Annotated in this window: 20 protein-coding genes and 1 pseudogene; 4 read left to right on the top strand and 17 right to left on the bottom strand. The window is 42.7% G+C overall.

The annotated features are described in order from the left end of the window. Positions 1-13 precede the first annotated feature (13 nt). The 3 genes from IGI76_RS07020 to IGI76_RS07010 are packed head-to-tail and all read right to left on the bottom strand — an operon-like array spanning position 14 to position 3,103. Positions 14-1,219 (bottom strand): ABC transporter permease, encoded by a 1,206-nt coding sequence (locus IGI76_RS07020; protein WP_194192889.1) that lies wholly within the window; start codon positions 1,217-1,219, stop codon positions 14-16. Then, complete coding sequence (locus IGI76_RS07015) at positions 1,216-1,890, bottom strand: ABC transporter ATP-binding protein (RefSeq protein ID WP_438781262.1); 675 nt, start codon at positions 1,888-1,890, stop codon at positions 1,216-1,218. Before IGI76_RS07015 ends, IGI76_RS07020 begins: the two co-directional genes overlap by 4 nt. Then, a complete protein-coding gene (locus IGI76_RS07010; RefSeq protein WP_194192891.1) occupies positions 1,874-3,103 on the bottom strand; it encodes an efflux RND transporter periplasmic adaptor subunit in 1,230 nt (409 codons plus the stop codon). The genes IGI76_RS07015 and IGI76_RS07010 overlap by 17 nt, the downstream gene beginning before the upstream one ends. Before the next feature lie 244 nt (positions 3,104-3,347). On the opposite strand from IGI76_RS07010, the gene IGI76_RS07005 reads away from it, so the two are divergent. Both IGI76_RS07005 and IGI76_RS07000 read left to right on the top strand, forming a co-directional pair. Next, entirely contained in the window at positions 3,348-4,493 is a 1,146-nt protein-coding gene (locus IGI76_RS07005; protein ID WP_194192892.1) for a sensor histidine kinase, read from the top strand. Positions 4,494-4,511: 18 nt separating this feature from the next. Then, a pseudogene (locus IGI76_RS07000) lies at positions 4,512-5,188 on the top strand (response regulator transcription factor). 145 nt (positions 5,189-5,333) lie between these two features. Here the strand turns inward: IGI76_RS07000 and glyS are convergent. The 5 genes from glyS to IGI76_RS06975 all read right to left on the bottom strand — a co-directional run bounded on the left by glyS (position 5,334) and on the right by IGI76_RS06975 (position 12,642). Beyond that, positions 5,334-7,406, bottom strand: coding sequence for a glycine--tRNA ligase subunit beta (gene glyS / locus IGI76_RS06995; protein ID WP_194192893.1), 2,073 nt, complete (start codon positions 7,404-7,406; stop codon positions 5,334-5,336). 1 nt (position 7,407) lies between these two features. Further along, entirely contained in the window at positions 7,408-8,319 is a 912-nt protein-coding gene (gene glyQ / locus IGI76_RS06990) for a glycine--tRNA ligase subunit alpha (protein WP_005225852.1), read from the bottom strand. Between the two features lie 15 nt (positions 8,320-8,334). After that, positions 8,335-8,574 carry a hypothetical protein gene (locus IGI76_RS06985; protein ID WP_194192894.1) on the bottom strand — a complete coding sequence of 80 codons (240 nt, stop codon included), beginning with the start codon at positions 8,572-8,574 and terminating at the stop codon, positions 8,335-8,337. A 298-nt stretch (positions 8,575-8,872) separates the two neighbouring features. Beyond that, entirely contained in the window at positions 8,873-10,630 is a 1,758-nt protein-coding gene (locus IGI76_RS06980; protein WP_438781259.1) for a glycoside hydrolase family 35 protein, read from the bottom strand. Then, positions 10,630-12,642 carry a beta-galactosidase gene (locus tag IGI76_RS06975; protein WP_194192896.1) on the bottom strand — a complete coding sequence of 671 codons (2,013 nt, stop codon included), beginning with the start codon at positions 12,640-12,642 and terminating at the stop codon, positions 10,630-10,632. The genes IGI76_RS06980 and IGI76_RS06975 overlap by 1 nt, the downstream gene beginning before the upstream one ends. A 121-nt stretch (positions 12,643-12,763) precedes the next feature. On the opposite strand from IGI76_RS06975, the gene IGI76_RS06970 reads away from it, so the two are divergent. Beyond that, positions 12,764-13,570, top strand: coding sequence for an AraC family transcriptional regulator (locus IGI76_RS06970; RefSeq protein WP_086295138.1), 807 nt, complete (start codon positions 12,764-12,766; stop codon positions 13,568-13,570). On the opposite strand, the gene recO is transcribed toward IGI76_RS06970, so the two are convergent. The 9 genes from recO to IGI76_RS06925 form a co-directional block, all read right to left on the bottom strand. Then, the gene (gene recO, locus IGI76_RS06965; RefSeq protein ID WP_005225847.1) at positions 13,564-14,337 is read right to left on the bottom strand and encodes a DNA repair protein RecO; all 774 of its coding nucleotides are present in this window, start codon (positions 14,335-14,337) and stop codon (positions 13,564-13,566) included. The two genes, IGI76_RS06970 and recO, sit on opposite strands and share 7 nt — an antisense overlap. Before the next feature lie 93 nt (positions 14,338-14,430). Beyond that, entirely contained in the window at positions 14,431-15,330 is a 900-nt protein-coding gene (era, locus tag IGI76_RS06960; protein ID WP_005225846.1) for a GTPase Era, read from the bottom strand. Between the two features lie 34 nt (positions 15,331-15,364). Continuing rightward, on the bottom strand, positions 15,365-15,754 hold the full coding sequence (locus tag IGI76_RS06955; RefSeq protein WP_016610244.1) for a diacylglycerol kinase family protein: 390 nt from the start codon (positions 15,752-15,754) through the stop codon (positions 15,365-15,367). After that, a complete protein-coding gene (ybeY, locus tag IGI76_RS06950; RefSeq protein ID WP_005225844.1) occupies positions 15,738-16,214 on the bottom strand; it encodes an rRNA maturation RNase YbeY in 477 nt (158 codons plus the stop codon). Before ybeY ends, IGI76_RS06955 begins: the two co-directional genes overlap by 17 nt. Further along, complete coding sequence (locus tag IGI76_RS06945) at positions 16,214-18,415, bottom strand: HD family phosphohydrolase (RefSeq protein WP_010748045.1); 2,202 nt, start codon at positions 18,413-18,415, stop codon at positions 16,214-16,216. Before IGI76_RS06945 ends, ybeY begins: the two co-directional genes overlap by 1 nt. A gap of 21 nt (positions 18,416-18,436) precedes the next feature. Beyond that, positions 18,437-19,411, bottom strand: coding sequence for a PhoH family protein (locus tag IGI76_RS06940; RefSeq protein WP_005225842.1), 975 nt, complete (start codon positions 19,409-19,411; stop codon positions 18,437-18,439). 170 nt (positions 19,412-19,581) lie between these two features. Then, positions 19,582-20,031, bottom strand: a complete 450-nt coding sequence (locus tag IGI76_RS06935) for a GatB/YqeY domain-containing protein (RefSeq protein ID WP_005225841.1) — start codon at positions 20,029-20,031, stop codon at positions 19,582-19,584. A 33-nt stretch (positions 20,032-20,064) separates the two neighbouring features. Then, positions 20,065-20,241: a 30S ribosomal protein S21 gene (gene rpsU, locus IGI76_RS06930; RefSeq protein WP_002356740.1), complete on the bottom strand. Its 177-nt coding sequence runs from the start codon at positions 20,239-20,241 to the stop codon at positions 20,065-20,067. Positions 20,242-20,401: 160 nt separating this feature from the next. Then, the gene (locus IGI76_RS06925; protein WP_005225833.1) at positions 20,402-20,833 is read right to left on the bottom strand and encodes a Fur family transcriptional regulator; all 432 of its coding nucleotides are present in this window, start codon (positions 20,831-20,833) and stop codon (positions 20,402-20,404) included. A 95-nt stretch (positions 20,834-20,928) separates the two neighbouring features. Here IGI76_RS06925 and IGI76_RS06920 point away from each other — a divergent pair, with 95 nt between their 5' ends. After that, on the top strand, positions 20,929-21,816 hold the full coding sequence (locus tag IGI76_RS06920; protein WP_010748043.1) for a pyruvate, water dikinase regulatory protein: 888 nt from the start codon (positions 20,929-20,931) through the stop codon (positions 21,814-21,816). Positions 21,817-21,862 lie beyond the last annotated feature (46 nt).

Raw genomic sequence — 21,862 nt, 5'->3', positions numbered from 1 at the left:
AAACACCTTCCTTTTATTCATAGCGTAATGCTTCGATCGGTTTTAATTTCGACGCTTTATAAGCGGGTAAGTAACCAAAAATAGTACCGATCAGCATTGAAAATGACACACTGATCAAAATGGATAACAATGAGATCGTCATCGGATACTCTAACAGACGCAAGGCGATCAGACTGATCAACAGACCGACGAAGATGCCAATCAGCCCGCCGATCACCGATAAAACGATTGCTTCTGTCAAAAATTGCTGCAAAATCACTTTACGTTTGGCACCCAATGCTTTCTTCAAACCGATCTCTCTGGTACGCTCTGTCACACTGACTAGCATCGTATTCATTACTCCGATCCCACCGACGAGTAAGGAAATGCTAGCAATTCCCCCCAGTAAAATCATATTCGATCGATTGATATCATCGGTCATTTTCTGCACTTCATCATAGTTGCGGATGGAAAAAACAAAATCTGAAGGCGGAATACTCTTGGTCAATTCATGGCTGGCTTGGACGACTGCTGATTCTAAGACGTCCGCATTCGTCGCCTGAAACAGCACTGTTGGCCTTTGGTTGATCTTTCCTTCGACGAAACTTTGGCTGCCTCGAGGGATGAAGACATATTTCCCTGACAGTTGCTCCGTGTCAGAAACAGCTACGCCAACGATGCGAAAGGGCGTCCCATTGATTTCGATCAGTTGATTGATAGGATCACGATACGAGAAAAAAATTTCCGCCAAATCTTTCGTAATCACCGCAACTTGCTTTTGTGTCTGCAATTCGGTTTCAGTCATTGCTCTGCCAGCAAGGATCGTATGGGGCAAAATTTCAAAGAACCCGCGATCCATGCCTAACACTGTCGTATCGGTTTGCTGGTCTCTTTGGAAAACTGTCAGATTGGCTTCATAGAACAAGCTAACGTTCTTGGCGTGATCAATGGTCAGCAACTTTTGCAGCTCTCCTTCTGATAGTTGCGGGGCGTAATCAGGCAAACGATCATTTCTGCCGCTTTCGCCCGCTAAAAAAGCACTTCTGGCGTCATATTCAATCCGCATCGAGTTAGTATCACCACCAATCAGCTGCTTTTTCATGTTCTCAGTATTTCCGTTGATGATACTCACAATGGAAATGATGGAGGCAATCCCGACAATAATTCCTAGCATCGTCAACAAGGAACGCAAACGATGCTGGTAGATTGCTTGAATGGCTAAGCGAATATTTTCGGTCATTTTCTGCCCTCCTCAACAACTTCACCATCTTTAATGACGATTTGCCGCATTGCATAGTCCGCGACTTCTTGTTCGTGGGTAATCAAAACCACTGTTTTTCCTAGATGATTCAGCTTAGTAAATAACGCCATGATCTCATGACTATTAGCGGTATCTAAAGAACCTGTCGGCTCATCTGCTAAAATCACATTTGCTTCTCCTGCTAATGCCCGAGCGATCGCTACTCGTTGTTTTTGCCCCCCCGACAACTGATTGATCCTAAAATCGATTCGATCCCTCAATCCGACACTTTCTAAGGCGTGAATAGCTCGAGACGTACGTTCTTCCTGATTGATACCAGCATACAAGAGCGGTAAGGCAGCATTTTGTAAAACAGATAGTTTGGGCAACAGTTCAAAATTTTGAAACACGAAGCCGATTTTTTGATTGCGGATCTCGGACAGTTTATCTTCACTCAATTGACTGGTATTTTTACCATCAAGTAGATAGCTGCCCGTTGTTGGCGTGTCTAAACAGCCAATAATATTCATCAAGGTCGACTTGCCTGATCCTGATCGGCCCATGATAGAAACAAACTCGCCAGCATTGATTGTTAAGTTGATTTTTTTCAAAACGTGAATCTCGCTAGTACCCTGTGGGAACGTTTTGCAGACATCAATCAGTTGGATCATTTGGTTTCACATCCATTCCTTCTTGGATCCGAACTGTTGGGAAGACGAGCACCACTTGCATATCCAGTTCACTTTCTAACAGATACATGGCTTCATCCGTTTCATCTTCCATGATTTCCACGGATAGTTTACTGATTTTATGGCCCTCAACGACGTAGATGAAGGGCCTATCTTCTTCATAAAACACGAAAGATTTGGGCAGCTTGATCGCGGTTTGCTCTTCCTCAATGCGTTCTACAAAACAATGGATGCCAATACTAGGTGGCTCTTCACTTTCATCCAAAACGACCTCAAAACTAAATTGCGACAAATTGGGGTTTGCGCCTTGTTCTTCAACCACTACCGAAGGCTCTTTCATATCCCCAACTCGGGTGATCTTTCCAGTCCATCGCTGACTGCCGCCATTACGGTCTCTAAGTTCAACCTTTTGACCAGGCTCAAGTTGATTGCGGCGAAATTCATCCACAGTCCCTTTTAAAAAGAGCCGACTGGTATCAACGATCGTCATAAAAGGATTCTCTGGGGCCGCTTCACTTGCGCTTCGATTCATTTGTCGCTCGTCCACGTCTTTAACGATTCCATCAATTTCGGCTTCCACGACGTCTGAGCCATGTTGCTCTTTGACTGAACGTAGTTCTAATTCTGCCCGTTCCAGCTCTAATTCGGCATCGCCAATGCTGCTCTCCAAGTTTTGCGCTTCTAGCAGTAATTGACTTTGCTGCATTTCCAAATCGGTTTTACGATCTTCCAGCCCTTCTTTGTCCTCTTCTTCCGCACTGGCAATTTTTTGTTTCGTCTCCTCCAGCTGATTCGTTACCTTATTGTATTGTTCCCATTTTTGATTCGTTTGCCGTCTTGCTTGTTCCACAGCTCTCGAGCGATTTGCCGTCGCCTGTTCTGCTTCTTTAATGGCCAAAGCTCCCTCAGGGTTAGAGTAAACAAAAAGAGCTTGCCCTGCTTTGACTTGATCCCCTGCCTCTACTTTTTTCTCAACAACTGATCCTCTTGAGCTATCCACCTTGACTTCAACCGTTCTTGCTGGTTCAACGACTCCTACTAAGTAAAAATCTGCTCTCGGTTGCAGATCTTGCAAAGTTATTTGAGTGATGGAAGGTTCTTCACGACGAGCAACCCCCCAGGCACTCGTCCAGCCTAAACTGCCGATGATCAGTAAACTACTGATGATCATGAAACTCTTTTTTGATTTGTTCATATGCTTTCTCAAACATCTCACCTTCCTGATTGGTTAATCGAATGACCACCTTTATTTAACCATTGAATCAATTTCCGTTTTGAACGTTTCTCTTAATATCTGCTGAAGATTTCTTAAGAAAATAAAATTTTTCCATTCTTTTTTTATTAATATGAAGAATTCTTAAGAAGAATTAGCTATTCGCTCCTACTCCTCTTTGCTATAATCAAGAAAGAATCAAGAAAGAGTTAGAAAGGACTGTTTCATGCGTAGTAAATATTCTTCATTTGTCTTTTTTCTGGTTGGCTTCTTCTTATTGGTAGGAGCCTTATGGCTATTAAAGGAAACGAGACTCATTCAAATGGTGCTGGATAATTTTTTTTCAAACCTCGTTTTACAGGAAGTTGTGGAATCAAGTGATGGCCAAGGCGGGATGATCCTTGGTACATTTGTCGACTGGCGCCCTGTTAAACAATTGTTCTTGGCATTCTCCCTCTTTCTCGTTTTTGCCGTTACCTTGATTTGCTATTTTAGTTATCGTTATGTTTCAAGGAAAAAAATTGCAAGGATCGCCGAAGGAATTCAGCTCTTTTTCTCTCAATCGGAAGCAAGTTCGACGGGCAGCCTAGCGATCGATCATGAATTATTAAAAATAAAAGATTCGATGAACCGCAATGAGGCTCTTTTAAAGGAAGAAACACAGCGCACCAAGGACTTGATCACCTATTTGGCGCATGACTTAAAGACTCCCTTAGCTTCAGTGATCGGCTATCTCAACCTATTGTTGGATACGAAAAACTTGACCAATGAACAAATGACGCAATCCTTGACGATTGCTTTAGAAAAGTCTGAGCGTTTGGAAACGCTGATGAATGAATTTTTCGACATCACCCGTTTTAATCTGCAAGACATCCAATTGTATCAACGGGAACTTGATTTCGTCTTCTTACTGAAGCAAATCCAAGAAGAATTCTATCCGCTGCTGAAAGAAAAAGAACAAACCATCTGCTACTCTGGACCAGAGAGCTTGAAATTAAAAGCCGATAGTGAACAGTTGGCGCGAGTGTTAAACAATCTGTTAAAAAATGCCATTGCCTATGCGCCTGATCAAACCACGATCACAATGCAGCTAACCGTGGACGAACAAGCAGCAACTTTTATCCTAGCGAATCAAAGTGAGCCGATCGAACAAGAACAATTGGAGGCATTATTTGAAAAATTTTATCGTCTGGATCAAGCTCGTTCAACCAAGACAGGTGGAGCAGGTCTCGGATTGGCGATCGCCAAAGAAATTATTTTGGCGCATCAGGGAACGATCCGAGCTGCTAGCAAGAACAATGAGATTCAAATGATCGTCACATTGCCTTTAGCGATAAATCAACATGAAAAAACTAGAAAGTCAGTTAACTGAAAAGGAAGGTCAATACGAGTGGAAAAGATACTTTTAGTTGAAGATGAAAAAGAAATCTCAGATTTGATTGCCTTTTATTTACGAAACGAAAATTTTTCTGTCATCACTTGTGCAGATGGGAATGAGGCTCAGGTACAGATCGAGCAAAACAGCTTTTCTTTGGCGATTCTTGATGTCATGCTGCCAGATATAACAGGCTTTGACCTGTGTAAAATCATCCGCAAAAAGCATCATTACCCAATTATTATGTTGACAGCTAAATCTGAGGAGATCGATAAGATCACTGGTTTGACAATTGGTGCCGATGATTACATCACCAAGCCCTTTCGTCCGTTGGAAGTGATCGCTCGGGTGAAAGCTCAGATACGCCGCTCGACTCAATACAACGGCTCAGATCAAAACAAATTGATCGTGAGGGAGTTGGAATTAGATGTCAATAAGCGAAAATGTTTCTTGCAAGAAGAAGAACTTTCCCTGACGCCGATCGAATTTTCCATTTTAAAATTATTGATGGAGCGAAAAGGACGAGTGGTAAGCTCTGAGGAAATGTTTCAAGAGGTTTGGGGCGAAAAATATTACACGTCTTCCAATAATACCATCATGGTCCACGTTCGAAACCTTCGGGAAAAAATGCACGATACCCACAAGAAGTCCTCTAAATCAAAACCGTTTGGGGGATCGGCTATAAAATTTAACACCAAAAACCGTCCTTTCATTGTACGAAAAGGACGGTTTTCTTGGGACTGAACACAAGCAAATCGAGAAACATAGAAAAAAGCTAGAACTGCTTCTTTCAGTTCCAGCTTTTTTTATTTAGAAACGTGCAACTACAAGCTTCTTTTATTTCGTAATCAAAGCATCTAAACTAGCCACTGCCAGACTCATCTTCGCGATTTTATCCAACAAGGCAAAACGGTTGCGGCGAATCTGTTCATCTTCCACCATGACCATGGTTTGATCAAAATAAGCTTCGATCAATGGGCGCAATGCCACTAAGCTTTGGTAGTTTTCTTCCATCGTTTGATGTGGGAACTTGTCCTCTACTGTTAAGACCGCTTCATACAAGGCAGTTTCAGAGTCGTTTTCAAACAAGGCAGGATCAATTGCTGCTTGATCCAATTCGGCTTTCTTCGCTAAATTGATCACCCGTGTCAAAGCTTCCATCGATGGTTTGAAGTCGTTGTCCTGCAGATGTTCTCTTAACATTTGAGCCGTTTCAAACAACGTGCTGATGTCTGCTTGACGTGCGCCTAAGACAGCTTCGATGACATCATGACGCGTATTTTTGCTGAGTAAGAATTGACGCAGACGACCTTTCACAAAATCGGTCACTTGTTCTTGACCAGCGGCAAGTTGAATCCCAAAAATTTCCGGTTGGGCATTAATGGCTTCACGAATTTCTTCTTGCAACTGAGCAAATGGGAAGTACCAGCGCTTTTCAGCTAAGATGCGGATAATCCCGTAGGTTTGACGGCGTAAAGCATAAGGATCGTTTGAACCGCTTGGAACCATATCAACAGCGAAGAAAGCAAGTAAGCTGTCTAATTTATCCGCAATCGCTAAAACAGCCCCGATTTTTGATTGTGGCAGCTCGCCTTCTGCTGAGATCGGCATGTAGTGTTCACGAATCGCTTGGGCAACTGCTGGTTTCTCTCCTTGGATCAGGGCATATTTTTCCCCCATGATCCCTTGCAACTCAGGGAATTCCCCTACCATATTGGTCACTAAATCAAATTTATAGATTTGAGCTGCCCGTTGAAGGTCGGTCAGTTCTTCTTGTGTTAAACCAACGGTCTTCCCGATGATTTGCGCTGCTAGTCCGACACGTTGCATTTTTTCATACAAGCTGCCGATTTTTTCGTGGAAGGTGACTTGCTTAAGTTTTTCCACGCAATGGTCAATGGTCAGCTTTTTGTCTTCATTGTAGAAAAACTCAGCATCTTCTAGACGAGCGGTCAGGACTTTTTGGTTTCCTTTGATGACATTATCGATCTTCACAGCATCCCCGTTGCGGGCAGAGATGAAGTGCGGCAGCAATTCTCCGTCAAGGGTGCGGACATCAAAGTAACGTTGATGTTCTTTCATAGAAGTAACTAATACTTCTTCAGGGACAGAAAGGTATTTTTCTTCAAAGTCCCCTACAAAGGCTGTTGGGTATTCAACTAGATTTGTCACTTCTTCTAGCAAGTCTTCATCTAAATCGATCCGCCAGTTGTTTTCTTGAGCGATCGCATTGATTTGCGCGGTGATCATTTGTTGACGTTCGCTTGGATCAGCGATGACAAATTGATGCTTCATTTTTTCCAAATAGTCGTCCGCATGATCAAACGTGACTGCCTCACCTAAGAAACGATGACCTTTTGACTCGCGACCGGTAACAATATCAAGGATTTGGAAAGGAATGACTTGCTCACCAAAGAGTGCTACGATCCAATGAATTGGCCGGATATATTCAAAATCGTAGTCTGCCCAGTGCATCGTTACTGGGAACGTCAAACTCGTGATTACTTCCTGCAATCCTTTCAATACCTCAACGGTTGGTTGACCTTGGGTATGTTTTGTTACATAGACATACTCAACACCTTTTAATTCACGGAAGGTGATGTCATCGGTTGTCAATCCTTGTCCACGAACAAACCCTTGAGCTGCTTTCGACCAATTGCCTGCTTCATCTAACGCGATTTTTTTCGCTGGTCCTTTGACCTCTTCTTGCGTATCCGCTTGTTTTTCAGGAATACCGGTGACATAGACAGCCAAGCGGCGAGGTGTGGAATAGGCTTCGATCGTTGTATAAGGCAACGCATGAGCATCTAAGAAAGCTGCCGTTTTTTCTTGTAATTGTTTCATACTTGGGGTTACGACATGCGCAGGTAATTCCTCTAAGCCGATTTCTAATAATAGGTTTTGTGCCATCTTATTTTCCCTCCTCAATCAGTTTTTGCGCCACTTCTGGATCAAGCAATGGATAACCGAGGTTTTCCCGTTCTGCTACAAATAGTTTTGCTACTTGACGCGCCATGTTACGGATACGTGCGAGGTACCCAGCACGTTCAGTGACGGAGACTGCGCCACGAGCATCCAACAAATTGAAGGTATGGCTGCATTTTAAGATATAGTCGTAAGCTGGATGAACTAAGCGTTCATCGATACAACGTTTTGCTTCTTTTTCAAAACGATCGAAGTTTCCTAAAAGCAAGTCTTGGTCACTGACTTCAAAGGAATATTTTGAATGTTCATACTCAGGTTGGCGGAAAATCTCACCATATTTGACACCTGCAGACCATTCAAGATCGTAGACACTTTCAACTTCTTGAATATAAGATGCTAGACGTTCTAAGCCGTAAGTGATCTCTGATGTCACTGGCTTACATGCTAGGCCGCCGACTTGTTGGAAGTACGTAAACTGAGTGATCTCCATCCCATCTAACCAAACTTCCCAACCAAGACCTGCACAACCCATTGAAGGATTTTCCCAGTTATCTTCGACAAAACGAATATCATGTTCTAATGGATCGATCCCTAAAAGACGCAGGCTTTCTAAATAAAGCTCTTGGATATTTTCAGGAGAAGGCTTCATTACGACTTGGAACTGGTGGTGCTGATACAAACGATTTGGGTTTTCCCCGTAGCGGCCATCAGCTGGACGGCGAGAAGGTTCTACGTAAGCGGCGTTCCATGGTTCTGGACCGATTGCACGTAAAAATGTATATGGGCTCATGGTTCCAGCCCCTTTTTCTGTATCATAGGCCTGCATCAGCATACAGCCGTTTTCAGACCAGAATTTTTGCAGGGTCAAAATCATCTCTTGCACAGTTAGTTTACTCATCTTTTTCTTCCTTTCTTATAACGCATTGACGACAGGATAAAATTCGACAACTGATCCAGGGATCAATTTCACTTCGACCACGACATCTGCTTCTAAAACATCCGATAAGTCGTAAAGCATTTGGTCTGGACTCGTTGTAAATTCATTTAAAAGCTGTTCATCCTTTAAAAGGCGAACTTGCAGTGGAATACTTGCTAATACTTTGAGCTTTTTTTCGGTAAACGCACTTGCTGGAATCGTCATATCAAATAACATAAAAACCCTCCTTTGTTTTTGGCTATTCTTGGTGTGAAACATAAAAAAGTCCCTATATCTATACAAAGTGTATAGATATAGGGACGATAAATTCGCGGTTCCACCCTACTTCCGACAAGTCGGCAGCTTCATTGATCATGCTCACGGACGCCTGCGAAATAAGGTTCCAACTTGGCTTTCACTCTCCCAAGTTCGCTTCATGGAATGGTCTTCTTTCTTTCTTCCGATCATAGCACGGATTCGATTACCCTTATGATAGTAGTTGAAGCTAGGGTTTGTCAATGATTAATTTGAACTTTTATGCTTCTGGGCCTAAATCCGCCTGATCATGAAAGACGATCTCATCAGCGATTTTCCCATCACTTTCAAAAACGATGATCTCATTCATTCCGATTTTTAAAAACGGTGCTGGGACGTACAAGCGCTGCTGCGGTCCTTTTTCCCAGAAACGGCCGATCGTATGACCATTGACTTGGACAAATCCTTTACCCCAGCCTGGCAATTCGATAAAGGTATCTGCACATTCATCAAAAATACATTCAAAGCGTGAGAAACTTGGTTGTCCTTTTTGCCAATTTCCTTGGAAATCAATGGCATGCAAATTATCCATCGGTAAGGGATAGATTTCCCAGTTGCTTTGGAAAGCGCCATTGATGATCACACCGTCTTTGATGCCTTTGTGCTGATGGTTCATTTTTACGGAATAATTGACCCGCCCCATGTTCTCCACCAAGATCCCCAACTCGTTTTCTGATTCTGATAAATCGAAACTGTAGGTTTGACCGATTTCTTGATCGTAATCGATACGCAAAAGTTCCTGGTTGATAAACGTATGGGCACGATCCATCGTATTGATCAGACGGTAGTCGGCAATCTTCCGAGCAGGCCCAATCAGTGAGCGATAATAGATATAACCTGTCGCTTGATTGCAGGCTTCCATCGATAACGGGTAATTACTTATGATCGGTTGACTGATCGTGTCGATCGTCGAAAACAAGGAGACTCGTTCTTTCACTGAGAATGTTCCATAAGCTTTTCGCTCAATTTTCATACTCAATGGAAACTCAGGAATTTCCGCATAGTCAGCGATCACCTTTTTGAAGGCTTGGTATTTGGCAGTAGGTTCTCCCCATTCTGTCAACAAGGCATCGTAATCATAGCTAGTGACATCCGGCGCTAAGCGTTCATAATAGTTTGACCCGTTCATAAAGCCAAAGTTGGTCCCGCCATGAAACATATAGATATTGACAGAACCTAATGCTAAACAATCCTGCAATTCCTTTACTGCATCTTGTGTTGAGGTCGTATGGTGCTGGTCGTCACCCCAGGCATCAAACCAGCCGATCCAAAATTCCATGACCATCAGTGGCCGTTTTTCTCCGTGAAATCTTCGAAGTTTTTCAAAGTTTTCCTTGATGTTGGAGCCGCAGTTGATCGTAGGCAATGCCAAGTCTTTGATACTGCCGTTTTCTAGCATATCGTGCCAAGGTCCGTCAGAGGTCACTAACGGCGTTTCTACACCATGCTGCCGCATCGCAGCCACCATTTTCCGCAAATACTCTTTATCATTGGCGTAGCTGCCGTATTCATTTTCTACTTGCATCATTATAATCGGACCGCCTTGGGTGATCTGCAGATCCCGCACTTGTGGAAACAAATGGGCGAAATAACGAGTGATTTTTTCCATAAATGGGGGATAATCAAACCGAAGCTTCATCATAGGATCTTGCAATAGCCAATAAGGCAGTCCCCCAAATTCCCATTCTGCACAAATATAAGGTGCTGGTCGCAAAATGACATAAAGCCCTACTTCTTGTGCCGTTTGGATAAATCGCCGCAAATCAAGGATCCCATCAAATTGATAGACACCTTCCTGTGCTTCATGAAGATTCCAAGGAACATAGGTTTCGACTGTATTACAGCCCATCAAGCGTAGTTTCTCTAAGCGATCTTGCCAATATTCAGGAACGACACGAAAATAATGGATCGCTCCAGAGATCACTTTAAAAGGCTTGTTGTCTAAATAAAAGTCATCTTCAATAGCAAAAGTTCGCATCAGTTACGCTCCTCTTTGACGATATAGGTGGTGTATTGTGCCAGCATCATTCCTGAAGAAAGAACCTCGCCCGTCAGAAGATCCGTTTTTCCAACAAACAATTCTGGCAGCGGTTGTGCTTCTTCGTGGAAATTGATGATGACGAAAAATTTCGCCTCTGCATTTTCACGACAGGCAATTTCTAGTTTTGTTGCCTCCTCGATCACTGGGGTAATATCGGTTTCTTCGACGATCATTTTGAAAAGCTGATCTTGCAGCTGATCTTCCAACTGTCCACCAAAGTAATAGACGGTTCCATCGCCAAATGTATTTTTGGTCACTGCCGGCATTCCTGCATAGAAATTGCTCGTGTAATGCACTAGCGCTTCGGCGTTTTCTAAATGAATCAAATCGCTGACTAAATTACTTGTTCCTGTGAGTTCTTCATTGACTAACGAAACCCCGTTTGATTGTTCTGGGGCTAATGCATCGATTTCTTCCACCCAGATGCCAGCTAACTCCCGCAAGGGGCCAGGGTAGCCGCCTAAGTGAACATTGTCTGATTGATCAACGATGCCGCTCATATACGTCGTAAGTAAGGCACCACCTTGCTTAACGAAATCAGTGAGCCGCTCTTGCATCCCTTCTTTGATCATGTAAAGAACCGGAGCTGCGACTAGCTTGTATTTTGATAAGTCAGCATCCACGGGAATCAAATCGACTGCAATATTTTGTTCGTAAAAATAGCGATAGTAGCGATGGATCTGTTCAACATATTTCAGATCAACGGTCGGACCACTCGTGTATTCTAATGCCCAATAATTGTCCCAATCGAAAATCACGGCAACCTGTGCTCGGGTTTGCGTGCCAATGATGTCTGAAAGCTGCGCTAATTCAGCCCCAAGAGTTGCTGTTTCTCGGAAAACCCGCGTGTCTTCATGACCGACATGTTCGATGACCGCACCATGGAATTTCTCACAAGCACCAATGGAACGACGCAATTGGAAGTACTGGATCGTATCTGCCCCATGAGCAATCGTTTGGTAGCTTTGCGCCCGCATCTGTCCTGGTTTTTTTAATGAATTATAAGGCTGCCAGTTTTGTTGGGAAGGTGTTTGTTCCATCAACATAAAGGGCTGCTGTTTTAACCCGCGCATCAAATCATGGGTCATGGCTACTAAGCTCCATGGCGTATTGTATGATGGATAATTATCCCACGAAACAAGGTCCATTTCCTTTGCCCACTTGAAATAATCCAGTCCTTTAAAGGTTCCCATCAAATTCGTTGTAATCGGTGTTGTGGGATCGATTTTCCGAATAGCGTCACGCTCCATCATGTAGTTTTTTAAAAGACTATCCGAGTTGAACCGTCGGTAGTCAATAGAAATTCCTGCAAAAGCCGTCTTGTCATAGCCGATTCCTTCTGACAGCGCATTTGGCAGCACGATTTCATCCCATTCATACACGGTATGACCCCAAAATTCCATATTCCAGGCTTTATTCAGTGCTTCGATCGTATGATATTTATCCTTTAACCAGACACGAAACGCTTTTTCACAGTTGTCGCAATAACATTCGCCGCCGTATTCATTGTTGATGTGCCAACAAGTCACTTGTGGATTTTCGCCGTAACGTTCGGCTAATTTTGTTGCCAAGCGTTCTGCGTATGTTTGATAAACCAAACTGTTGGGACAGGCATTGTGCCGTTGCCCAAACTTATGATGGCGTCCATCATAATCGGTGCGAGCGACTTCTGGATACTTCTTAAACATCCAAGCTGGCAAAGCGGCTGTGGAAGTGGCTAAGACGATGTCGAAGCCTTCCGTACTTAATTTTTCGATGATTTGATCCAATTCCTCAAAATCATAACAATTTTCAGAGGGTTGGATCTTTGCCCATGAAAAAACATTGACGGTCGCGCTATTGATACTTGCTTTTTTAAAGATCCGAATGTCTTCTTCCCAAATCTCTTTCGGCCACTGATTGGGATTGTAATCGCCGCCAAATAGAATTCTATCAAAAAATTTTGTCATATAAGTGAACGCTCCTTTAAAATAAAATGATTTCTACTCTCTTATTGTAAGGCTTTTCATTCTGTTGTAGTATAATACATGAAACACTATTTTATAACTTTTCGAAACATGGAGGTACACTATGCCTATCTACTTTTATCAAACCAATCAGCAGCTGCCTTTATCTCTTGAAAGCATCGGCAACGATTGGGCGCAAGATGACGTCGCTCGTCCTGATGGTTATCCCTACTTCCATTGGCTGCAAACAGAGCAAGGGGAAGGCCGAATCACATTTGGTCAGGAATCGTTTATCTTACGTCCGAATGAAGGCATTTTGATTTTTCCTTTTACGCCCCATCGCTACTATCCATTGACTGACTGGAAAACATCCTTCGCCACATTCCAAGGCCCTTTGGCAGCTGAGGTGTTAAAGCAGTACACGAATCAGCCCTATATATTAGCTGAAGAGTCAGAAACCTTTTCTTATGTCACCTGGATCAATCAACGGATCAAAGAAGACCAACAAATCAGTTGGGACCCGCTACGGGCCTCTAGCGAATGTTACCGCTTTTTATTGGCGATCATGCAAGAACGCTCAGGGAATCCAACAGAAAAACACCCGCTGTTCCAACAATATCTGGTTCCCGTTATACAAGAAATCGAAACGAATTATGATCAGGCGATCACGATCAAAGAACTAGCAGGGCTCGTCTATGTGTCACCACAGTATCTCTCACGTTTGTTCCAACGTTTTTTGGGGCAATCTACTGCACAATATTTATTGAACTACCGCATGACCCGAGCCAAAGAACTTTTGGTGGCACAGCCAGATCTGCCCATTCAACAAGCTGCCTTCGCAGTGGGGTTTCAAGATGCAAGTCACTTTACAGCATTATTCAAAAAAAGAGTCGGCTTAACTCCATTGAAGTTTCGCCAACTCTATCATTGATTTTTCGGTTTTAAGACGTCTTGCCATTGCCCCATCTGATCGATAAACTTCTTACTTTTTAAATGAATGCCCACATATTCATCATATAATAAATCAATCACTCGTCGGATCGCGGCTTTCGTTTCTGGCTTTAATTTGATTGAAGCAATCTGCTCGTAGGATATTTGCGAAAATAAGCGAATAAAATGGATCGCCCGAGAATCAGCATGATAACGACGTTCGTCCATCCCCCAGTGCTGTTCACATAAAATACCGCTATATTTTGAGGAATAGTCAAACCGACCGTCGGTTTTTCCGCAGATCGCACAATGGGTCCAATTCGGGGTGATCCCGAAACGGTGCAAAATCTGGATTTCAAAGATATTGGTGATGATCTCTGCGTCGTTTTCTTGATCCATTAATTGCAAGGCCTCATGTAAAAATTGGTATAGATGTGGGTCATAGACCCGATCATCAATAGCAGAATCAGCCAAATTCAATAAGTAGGTTGCATAACCAGCAATAAAAATATCACTTTGGATCGTACGAAAAGGATGGATGTCTTTAGCATTGTTTAAAAAGGACAAGCCTTCCGTTTTGATGGTTCCCATGTAGGTGGCTTCAGTATAGGAGAGCAGCGCTGGTGCCAAGGGGTTATTTTTCCGATGGGCACCCTTGACATAAAACATTTGCTTCCCAGCAGATTCCGTAAAGATTTTGACTAGCTTGTCTTTTTCTTTATGGTCTTTTGAAAAAAGTAAGATTCCTTTTGTTTCAACAAGATTCATCGTCGCACCCCATTTCTTTAAAAAAACTGATCCAGTTCGCTGACTGCATCAGTTTTTCCTCATTAAAACAGATCATGTTTGATCTGCATCTCATCAATACTCATCTTTGCGATAGCCGTAGTCCGTTAAGAAGGTTTGCTTGTCGCGCCAATCTTTTTGAACTTTTACCCATAATTCCAAGAAGACTTTGTCATCTAACAAGTGTTCAATGTCTAAACGAGCTTTCGTACCGATCTGTTTCAGCATTTTTCCGCCTTTACCAATGATAATGCCTTTTTGACTGTCACGTTCGACAATGATCGTCGCTTGAATATGCACCTTGTCATTGTGGTCTCGTTTCATAGAGTCAACGACGACTGCTACTGAGTGAGGTACTTCATCTCTGGTCAGTAGCAAGACTTTTTCCCGCACCAATTCGGAGACGATAAAGTATTCTGGATGATCCGTGATTTGATCCTCTGGGAAGTACTGAGGTCCTTCTGGCATTTCATCGATCAGTAGCTTCATTAACGTTTCGAAATTATTGCCTTCTGTTGCGGAAATCGGTACGATCTCAGCAAAGTCCATTTGTGAGGAATAGTCTTCAATAATTGCCAATAAGGCATCTGGATGGACTTTATCAATTTTATTGATCACGAGGAAAACCGGTGTCTGACTTTGGCGCAATCGTTCGATAATAAAATCATCGCCCTTGCCACGCTTTTGGTCCGCACTGATCATAAATAGCGTCACGTCAACTTCTCGCAGTGCACTATAGGCGGTTTCAACCATAAAATCGCCTAAACGGTGTTTGGGTTTGTGGATCCCTGGTGTATCGATAAAGATCAGCTGTGCGTCATCCGTCGTATAGACCCCTTGGATTTTGTTACGGGTCGTTTGCGCTTTGTCACTCATGATCGCGATTTTTTGTCCTACGACTCGATTTAGTAGTGTTGATTTCCCAACATTTGGCCGCCCGACGATCGCAACGAAGCCTGATTTGTGTGTTGTCATTTTTGTTCCCCTTTATCTTGTGTTTTGGTGCGCATCAGAAGAGCTGCAGCAATTTTGGCAAGAAGATGATCGCTGCGACGACTAACGCAAAAACTGCAGTCATCAGCACGGCACCAGCTGCCATATCTTTGATTTTTTTTCCGATAGGATGGAAATGGAAATCTGTAAACATATCTACGACGTTTTCAAAGACGGTGTTGATGATCTCAACGATCCAGACTAAGAAAACAGCTAGCAGCAACCAGAGCCATTCCATTTGACTCAAACGGAAAATAAAGCCCGCAATGATCGCAACGATTCCTAGTGCAACATGTTTACGCATATTGCGTTCCTCTTTAAAGACGGTTTTTATACCAGTGAAAGCAAATTCGATCGACGAAATAAATTGTTTGTTTTTCCCAATATTCTTATCTTTTGAGTCCATAGGCATCCAGTATTTCCTTTTGCAATCCAAACATTTCCTTTTCATCTTCAGGTGTCATATGATCATAGCCATTGATATGCAAGAAACCATGTAACGCCAAGAAACCCAGCTCCCGATCATAGGTGTGCCCGTATTCAGCAGCTTGTTCTTTCGCTCGTTCAATGGAGATCATAATATCTCCAAGATCACGCGGCAGCTCTTCAAGGGCTTCGTCAAAAATGATCGACAGCTCTTCGTCTGTTTCTTCTTCAAAGGCAAAACTAATGACATCTGTTGGCATATCTTTGCCGCGGTACTCCCGATTGATTTCTTGGATCGCCGCATTGTCCATAAATGTGACGGACATTTCTGTATCCTCTGGAAGTTCTAAATGTCCTGCAGCAAATTGCAACAGTCCTTCGATCTCTTTGATCTTGGTTTCCCCCACTGAATTTGTCTCATCTAAAAAGGTAATCTCCATTAGCGCTCTCTTCTTTCTTGTTCTTCTTTCATTTTCTCTGCTTCCGACTTCATTTTTGGATATTTGATCCGTGAATGGAAGGTACTGCAAAGTCCGTTGACCAGTGATTTTTCAATCATTCGGATTTCTTTCAAAGTCAGGCCTGTTTCATCCAGTTGACCGTCTAAGATCCGATCATTGATGAGATTTGCAACAAATTCTTGAATCTTTTGATTTGTTGGATTTTCCATCGCTCGAACAGCTGCTTCACAACTATCCGCGATACTCACAACGCCAGCTTCTCGTGTTTGCGGTTTTGGACCAGGATAACGGAAATCTTCTTCCGTCACCTCGGGATTACGCTCTTTGGCTTTCACGTAGAAATAACGCATCAAGGTCGTGCCATGGTGTTGACGACAAATGTCGATCACCATGCGCGGCATTTTGGCTTCTTCGAGAATTTCCGCCCCATCGATCACGTGACCGAAGATAATTTGTTTGCTGTCTTCAGGCAACAAGAAATTATGCGGGTTTTCGGCACCAGCAGGTAAATTTTCTACGAAGAAATTGGCATGTTTGACCTTGCCGATATCATGGTAATAACAAGCCACACGAGTCAGTAAGCTTTGCCCGCCGATTTCGGCAACGGCATTGGCACTAAGATTGGCAACCATCATACTGTGATGATACGTTCCTGGCGCTTCTTCCAGCAACTGTTTTAACAATGGATGATTCGGGTTACTCAATTCATTTAACACGATCATACTCTCATCCGTCACCAACAATTCGATGTAAGGATGTAGTCCCATCGTTAGCAAATAGCTTAAGAGAGAGCCTGCTAAACCACAAATGATCGTGGTCCAAGTGTTCCCGCGAGCAAAATCCATTCCTTGGAAAATCACCAGCACAAAACTCAGTAAGAGCGGAAAGACGATCACCCACGCTACTGCCGTTTTCCCTTGACTAGCGATGCGGGCGCGCTTGATCATCGTTCCCATCAAGCCAGAGAACAAATAGGTGACTAAGACGGTCGTCAACAAGTTGGTTCCGCTAGAATCAAAGTAAATAAAGAGTGCACTGATTACTTGGAAAATCGCAGACAAAATCCCCAAACGACGGCTGGAGAAAATACTCAGGATCAACGGTGTAAACGCAGCTGGGAAAAACAGCGGGATAAAGGTCACTAATTCAGATTGGAAAAGTTGGAAAAACTTCATGATCAAAATACTGAATGCCATTGCCAAAATATAAAACGTGACCGCATTCATCCGTTTTTCCACGTCTTTCGTCTGTTTCGTGTAATAAAACACCATAAGCATCTGTAAGACTGTTGCTAACACTAAAGCGATCAATGGAAAAACAGAAAAGGTCTGATTAGTCATTCCTAAAAGCTGCAGCTTCTCTAGGGCATTGGCATCGATCTGCGAGCCCTCACGGACAATGATCTCTCCTTGATAAATCATCACTGGAGGAACAGCATCCATGGCGGTTTGCCGTGCTTCTTCTGTCCGTTTTTCATTTGGGATATCGTTCACGACGATTCCTTGATTGACTAAGAAACGTAAGACAGAAGCCATATCTGAGCTAACATCTAAGAACTGGATCTTATCTTCCGCCTCAGAACGGAACGTACTTAATTCCGTTTGGCGGATCTGTTTGGCCATTTGTTCATCTACTAATTGTAGCGCATAGGTACGCACTGTATTTAATTCATCATCACTTAATGAGAACATCGTCGTCAAAAAATTATTGGTAAATGACTGATAAAAATCCAGTTCATCATCACTCATTTTTTCAAATTCTTGTTTTAAGGCTGCGATATATTCATCTGTACTAGGTTTAGGGATATTTTCATCCTCATCGGCCTCAGCCACTTTTTTTTCATGGGCTTCATCCACTGATTTTTTGACTGAAGCAACTAGGTCAAATAAATGATCGATACGATCATGCTGCGTTTGCGCCAGTGTATCCTGATACGTGTACTCTGGTGGTACAGCTTCGGCAGCCAGTTTACGTTTTTGTTCCGTCGCAGCGGTATTTTCGATCGTTTTATTGGCACGGATATTTTCTTCCGCCACTTGACCTTCGCTATAATCGACATTGTTTTGTTTGACGCTGGTGTACATGATACCAATCGAAAAAAGAAAGAAAAGGAACATCAAAACTGGTAGATAGAATTTCCCAAGTCTTTCTCTAAATTTCCGTAGTGGTTGAATGATCATAGTTCTCCTCCTAAAAGACGATCAGCGCTTGTCTTTAAGATCTGCTTCTTCATATGCGCGAATGATCTCGGCAACAACTGGATGCCGCACGACATCTCCTGCTTCAAAATTAGCAAAAGCAATTTTAGGGATCTCTTGTAACGTCCGTTCGGCGTGGATCAGGCCGCTTAAAGTCCCTTTTGGCAAATCGATCTGGCTGGTATCGCCATTGACGATCATTTTAGAGTTGAATCCTAAACGGGTCAAAAACATTTTCATTTGAGCGATCGTCGTATTTTGCGCTTCATCTAAAATGACAAAGGCATCTTCTAGCGTACGTCCACGCATATATGCCAATGGTGCGATCTCAATGACGCCTCGTTCCATGAGACGGTTCGTATGATCCATCCCAAAAATTTGATACAACGCATCATAAACGGGGCGTAAGTAAGGATCGACTTTTTCTTTCAAGTCTCCTGGTAGGAAACCAAGATTTTCTCCTGCTTCAACCGCGGGCCGTGTCAAAATGATTTTTTGCACTTGGCCTTTCTTTAAAGCTGCAATTGCCATTACGACTGCTAAGAAGGTCTTTCCGGTTCCAGCGGGGCCGACACCAAAGACTACATCATGTTTACGGACGGCTTCGATATATTTTTTTTGCCCAGCATTTTTCGCTCGGATCGGTTTGCCGTTACGGTCTTTGATGATCTCTTCTTCATACATATCTTTGAAATAATCAAGACTGCCCTTATTCACCATATTCAACGCGGTGATCACATCGGGGGTACTGATATTGATGCCTCGTTTGATCAACTCTTGCAAAGCCCGAATCACGGATTGTGCCTTTTCAGCGGCTTCGGTTTCTCCTACGATTTGGATCAGCTCACCACGAGTGTGAATGACCGTTCCTGTGGAGTCTTCAATAATTTTGATGTTCTTATCGTGGGCACCTAATAATAAACGAACGTCATCGTTTTCACTAAGTGTTATCTCGATCGTTATTGTTTTGTCTGTCAAATATGTTACAGCTCCTTTTTTGGCGTTCTTATTAATAATAACATAAGATGGAAAAAAGAAAAATTACTTATCAAGTACAATAGTCGTTTCCCCTTGTCCTTATGCTTTTTTTAAGTTTTCGAAATCAGAAAAAAAGCCGCAAGCATGTCATCCATACTTGCGGCGTGAGCTTACATTTGATCCAATAATTCTTTAACGATCGCATTGACTTGATTGCCGTCTGCTTTGCCTTTAACTTGTGGCATTACAGCACCCATCACTTTTCCAAATTCTTTGGAAGAAGAAGCACCAGTCTTTTCAATCGCTCCAGCGACGATTTGGCGGATTTCCGCTTCATCGAGTTGTGCTGGCAAATATTTTTCAACAACTGCAATTTCAACTTTGACTTTCTCTGCTAGATCATTTCGGTCAGCTTTCTCAAACTCATTTAAAGAATCACGACGCTGTTTCATCTCACGAGACAAAACGGTCAACTCTTCTTCTTCATTCAAGTCAGAACCTTTTTTGATCTGCTCATTTTGAATTGATGCTTTCAACATGCGGATCACCTGCAAGGTTTCCTTGTCTTTGGCTTTCATCGCTGTCTTCATGTCATCATTCAGTGTACTTAGTAGTGTCACACTACCAGCTCCAATTCTCAAAACAGTAGAAAATTAGAATTTTTTGCGTTTTCTAGCTGCTTCAGATTTTTTCTTACGCTTTACGCTAGGTTTTTCGTAAAATTCACGTTTACGAGATTCCTGTAAAGTACCCGCTTTTGACACGGAACGTTTGAAGCGACGAAGAGCATCGTCAAGTGATTCGTTTTTGCGAACGACTGTTTTTGACATGTAAATTCCCTCCCTCCGAGCTTAAAAAGTAACCGTAGTTGTTATTGAAATAAAATCCCAAAAAACACGACTGTCCTTTAAAAATTATAGCTAACCCCTGAAAAAGTGTCAAGGCATTCTGTTAAAAAAGTCTTCGATCCCATCAAGTTTGTTTGGGTTTTCATTGACATTCTTCACAACGGCCCAAAATCTCGAAGCGATGTCCCTCGATCAAGCAGCCAGGAAGCTGTTCTTGGAAGAAGTCCATCGGGCAAATATGTAGTTCTTTTGTTTTGCCACAAACCGTGCAAATAAAGTGATGGTGATGATGGTCCTCTAATTCTGCACAGCAGTTATAGCGAAACTTCATCTCCCCGTTCAGCTCTGTTTCTTCTAAAATACCGATCTCAGAAAAATCATGCAGATTACGGTAGATCGTATCATAGCTCAAGCCAGGATACTTTTCTGACATGTATTCATGAATTTCCTTGGCTGGCAAATAGCGATTGCGTTTCACTAAATAGGTGATGATCGCTTCTCTTTTTTTGGTGTATTTAAAGCCATTTTCTTTCAATGTGGTCATGGCATGCTCAATAAGCGTTTGATTTTTCATCGTAGGCCCTCCTGATAAATCAAAATCATTCCGATTCTATCGATCTTAAGTATGGTATAATGAAATCAATAAAAAAGCAAGAGAGGATTTTTCTTATGAAGCCAACTGAACCTGAACAACCAGACTTGCAAGAAAAATTGCAAACCAGTGCCGCAGTGACGATGTTCGTGTTGTCGGACTCTGCCGGCGAAACGGCATCGAAGCTTGCACAAGCGACAATGGCCCAATACCCCAGCGTCGAATTCAACCTTTTTAGACGCACGTTCATCCACACAAAAGAGCATTTGATCAAAGCTTTGTCTGATGCAAAAAAACACAACGCCATTATTCTTCATACCTTGATCAAAGAAGAACTTGTGGATTTGACGAATCATTTTTGTGAAGAAGCTGACCTTTACCATTTCGACGTATTGACCCCTCCAGTAAGTGAAGTAGAACGACGAACTGGCGTAGCACCTTCACGAGAGCCAGGGGCTTTGCACCACTTGAACGAAAATTATTTCAAACGCATCAAAGCCATGGAATTTGCGGTTATGTACGATGATGGGAAAGACCCTCGTGGCTTCTTGGAAGCAGATGTCGTGTTACTAGGGGTTTCTCGGACGTCAAAAACGCCTTTGAGTCTATTTCTAGCAAACAAAAATTTAAAAGTTGCTAACCTGCCTTTAGTACCGCAAGCCCACATCCCAAAACAGCTCTGGGAAATCGATCCGAAAAAAATCGTCGGGCTAACAAACGATCCGAATGTGTTAAACAGTATTCGTAAAGAACGGATGCGCTCCTACGGCTTGAACCCAGATTCTGCGTATTCCGATATAGAAAAAATCAAAGCGGAGCTGACGTTTGCCAATGATCTTTATGAGAAATTAGGTTGTGTCGTGATCAATGTCGCTTCTCTTTCCATCGAAGAAACCGCCTCTATGATTTTAAATGCATTAAACTTAGAAGATCATAGTTATTACACGTCAGAAACGAAAGACTAACCTCGATGAAGCAATGAAAAACGGTGAGCAGAAAATCTTCTGCTCA

The sequence above is a fragment of the Enterococcus sp. DIV2449a genome (assembly GCF_051711225.1).
Lineage (GTDB): Bacteria > Bacillota > Bacilli > Lactobacillales > Enterococcaceae > Enterococcus_D > Enterococcus_D casseliflavus.
The sequence above is the reverse complement of the archived record's forward strand: the minus strand, read 5'-3'. Positions and strand labels throughout refer to the sequence as shown.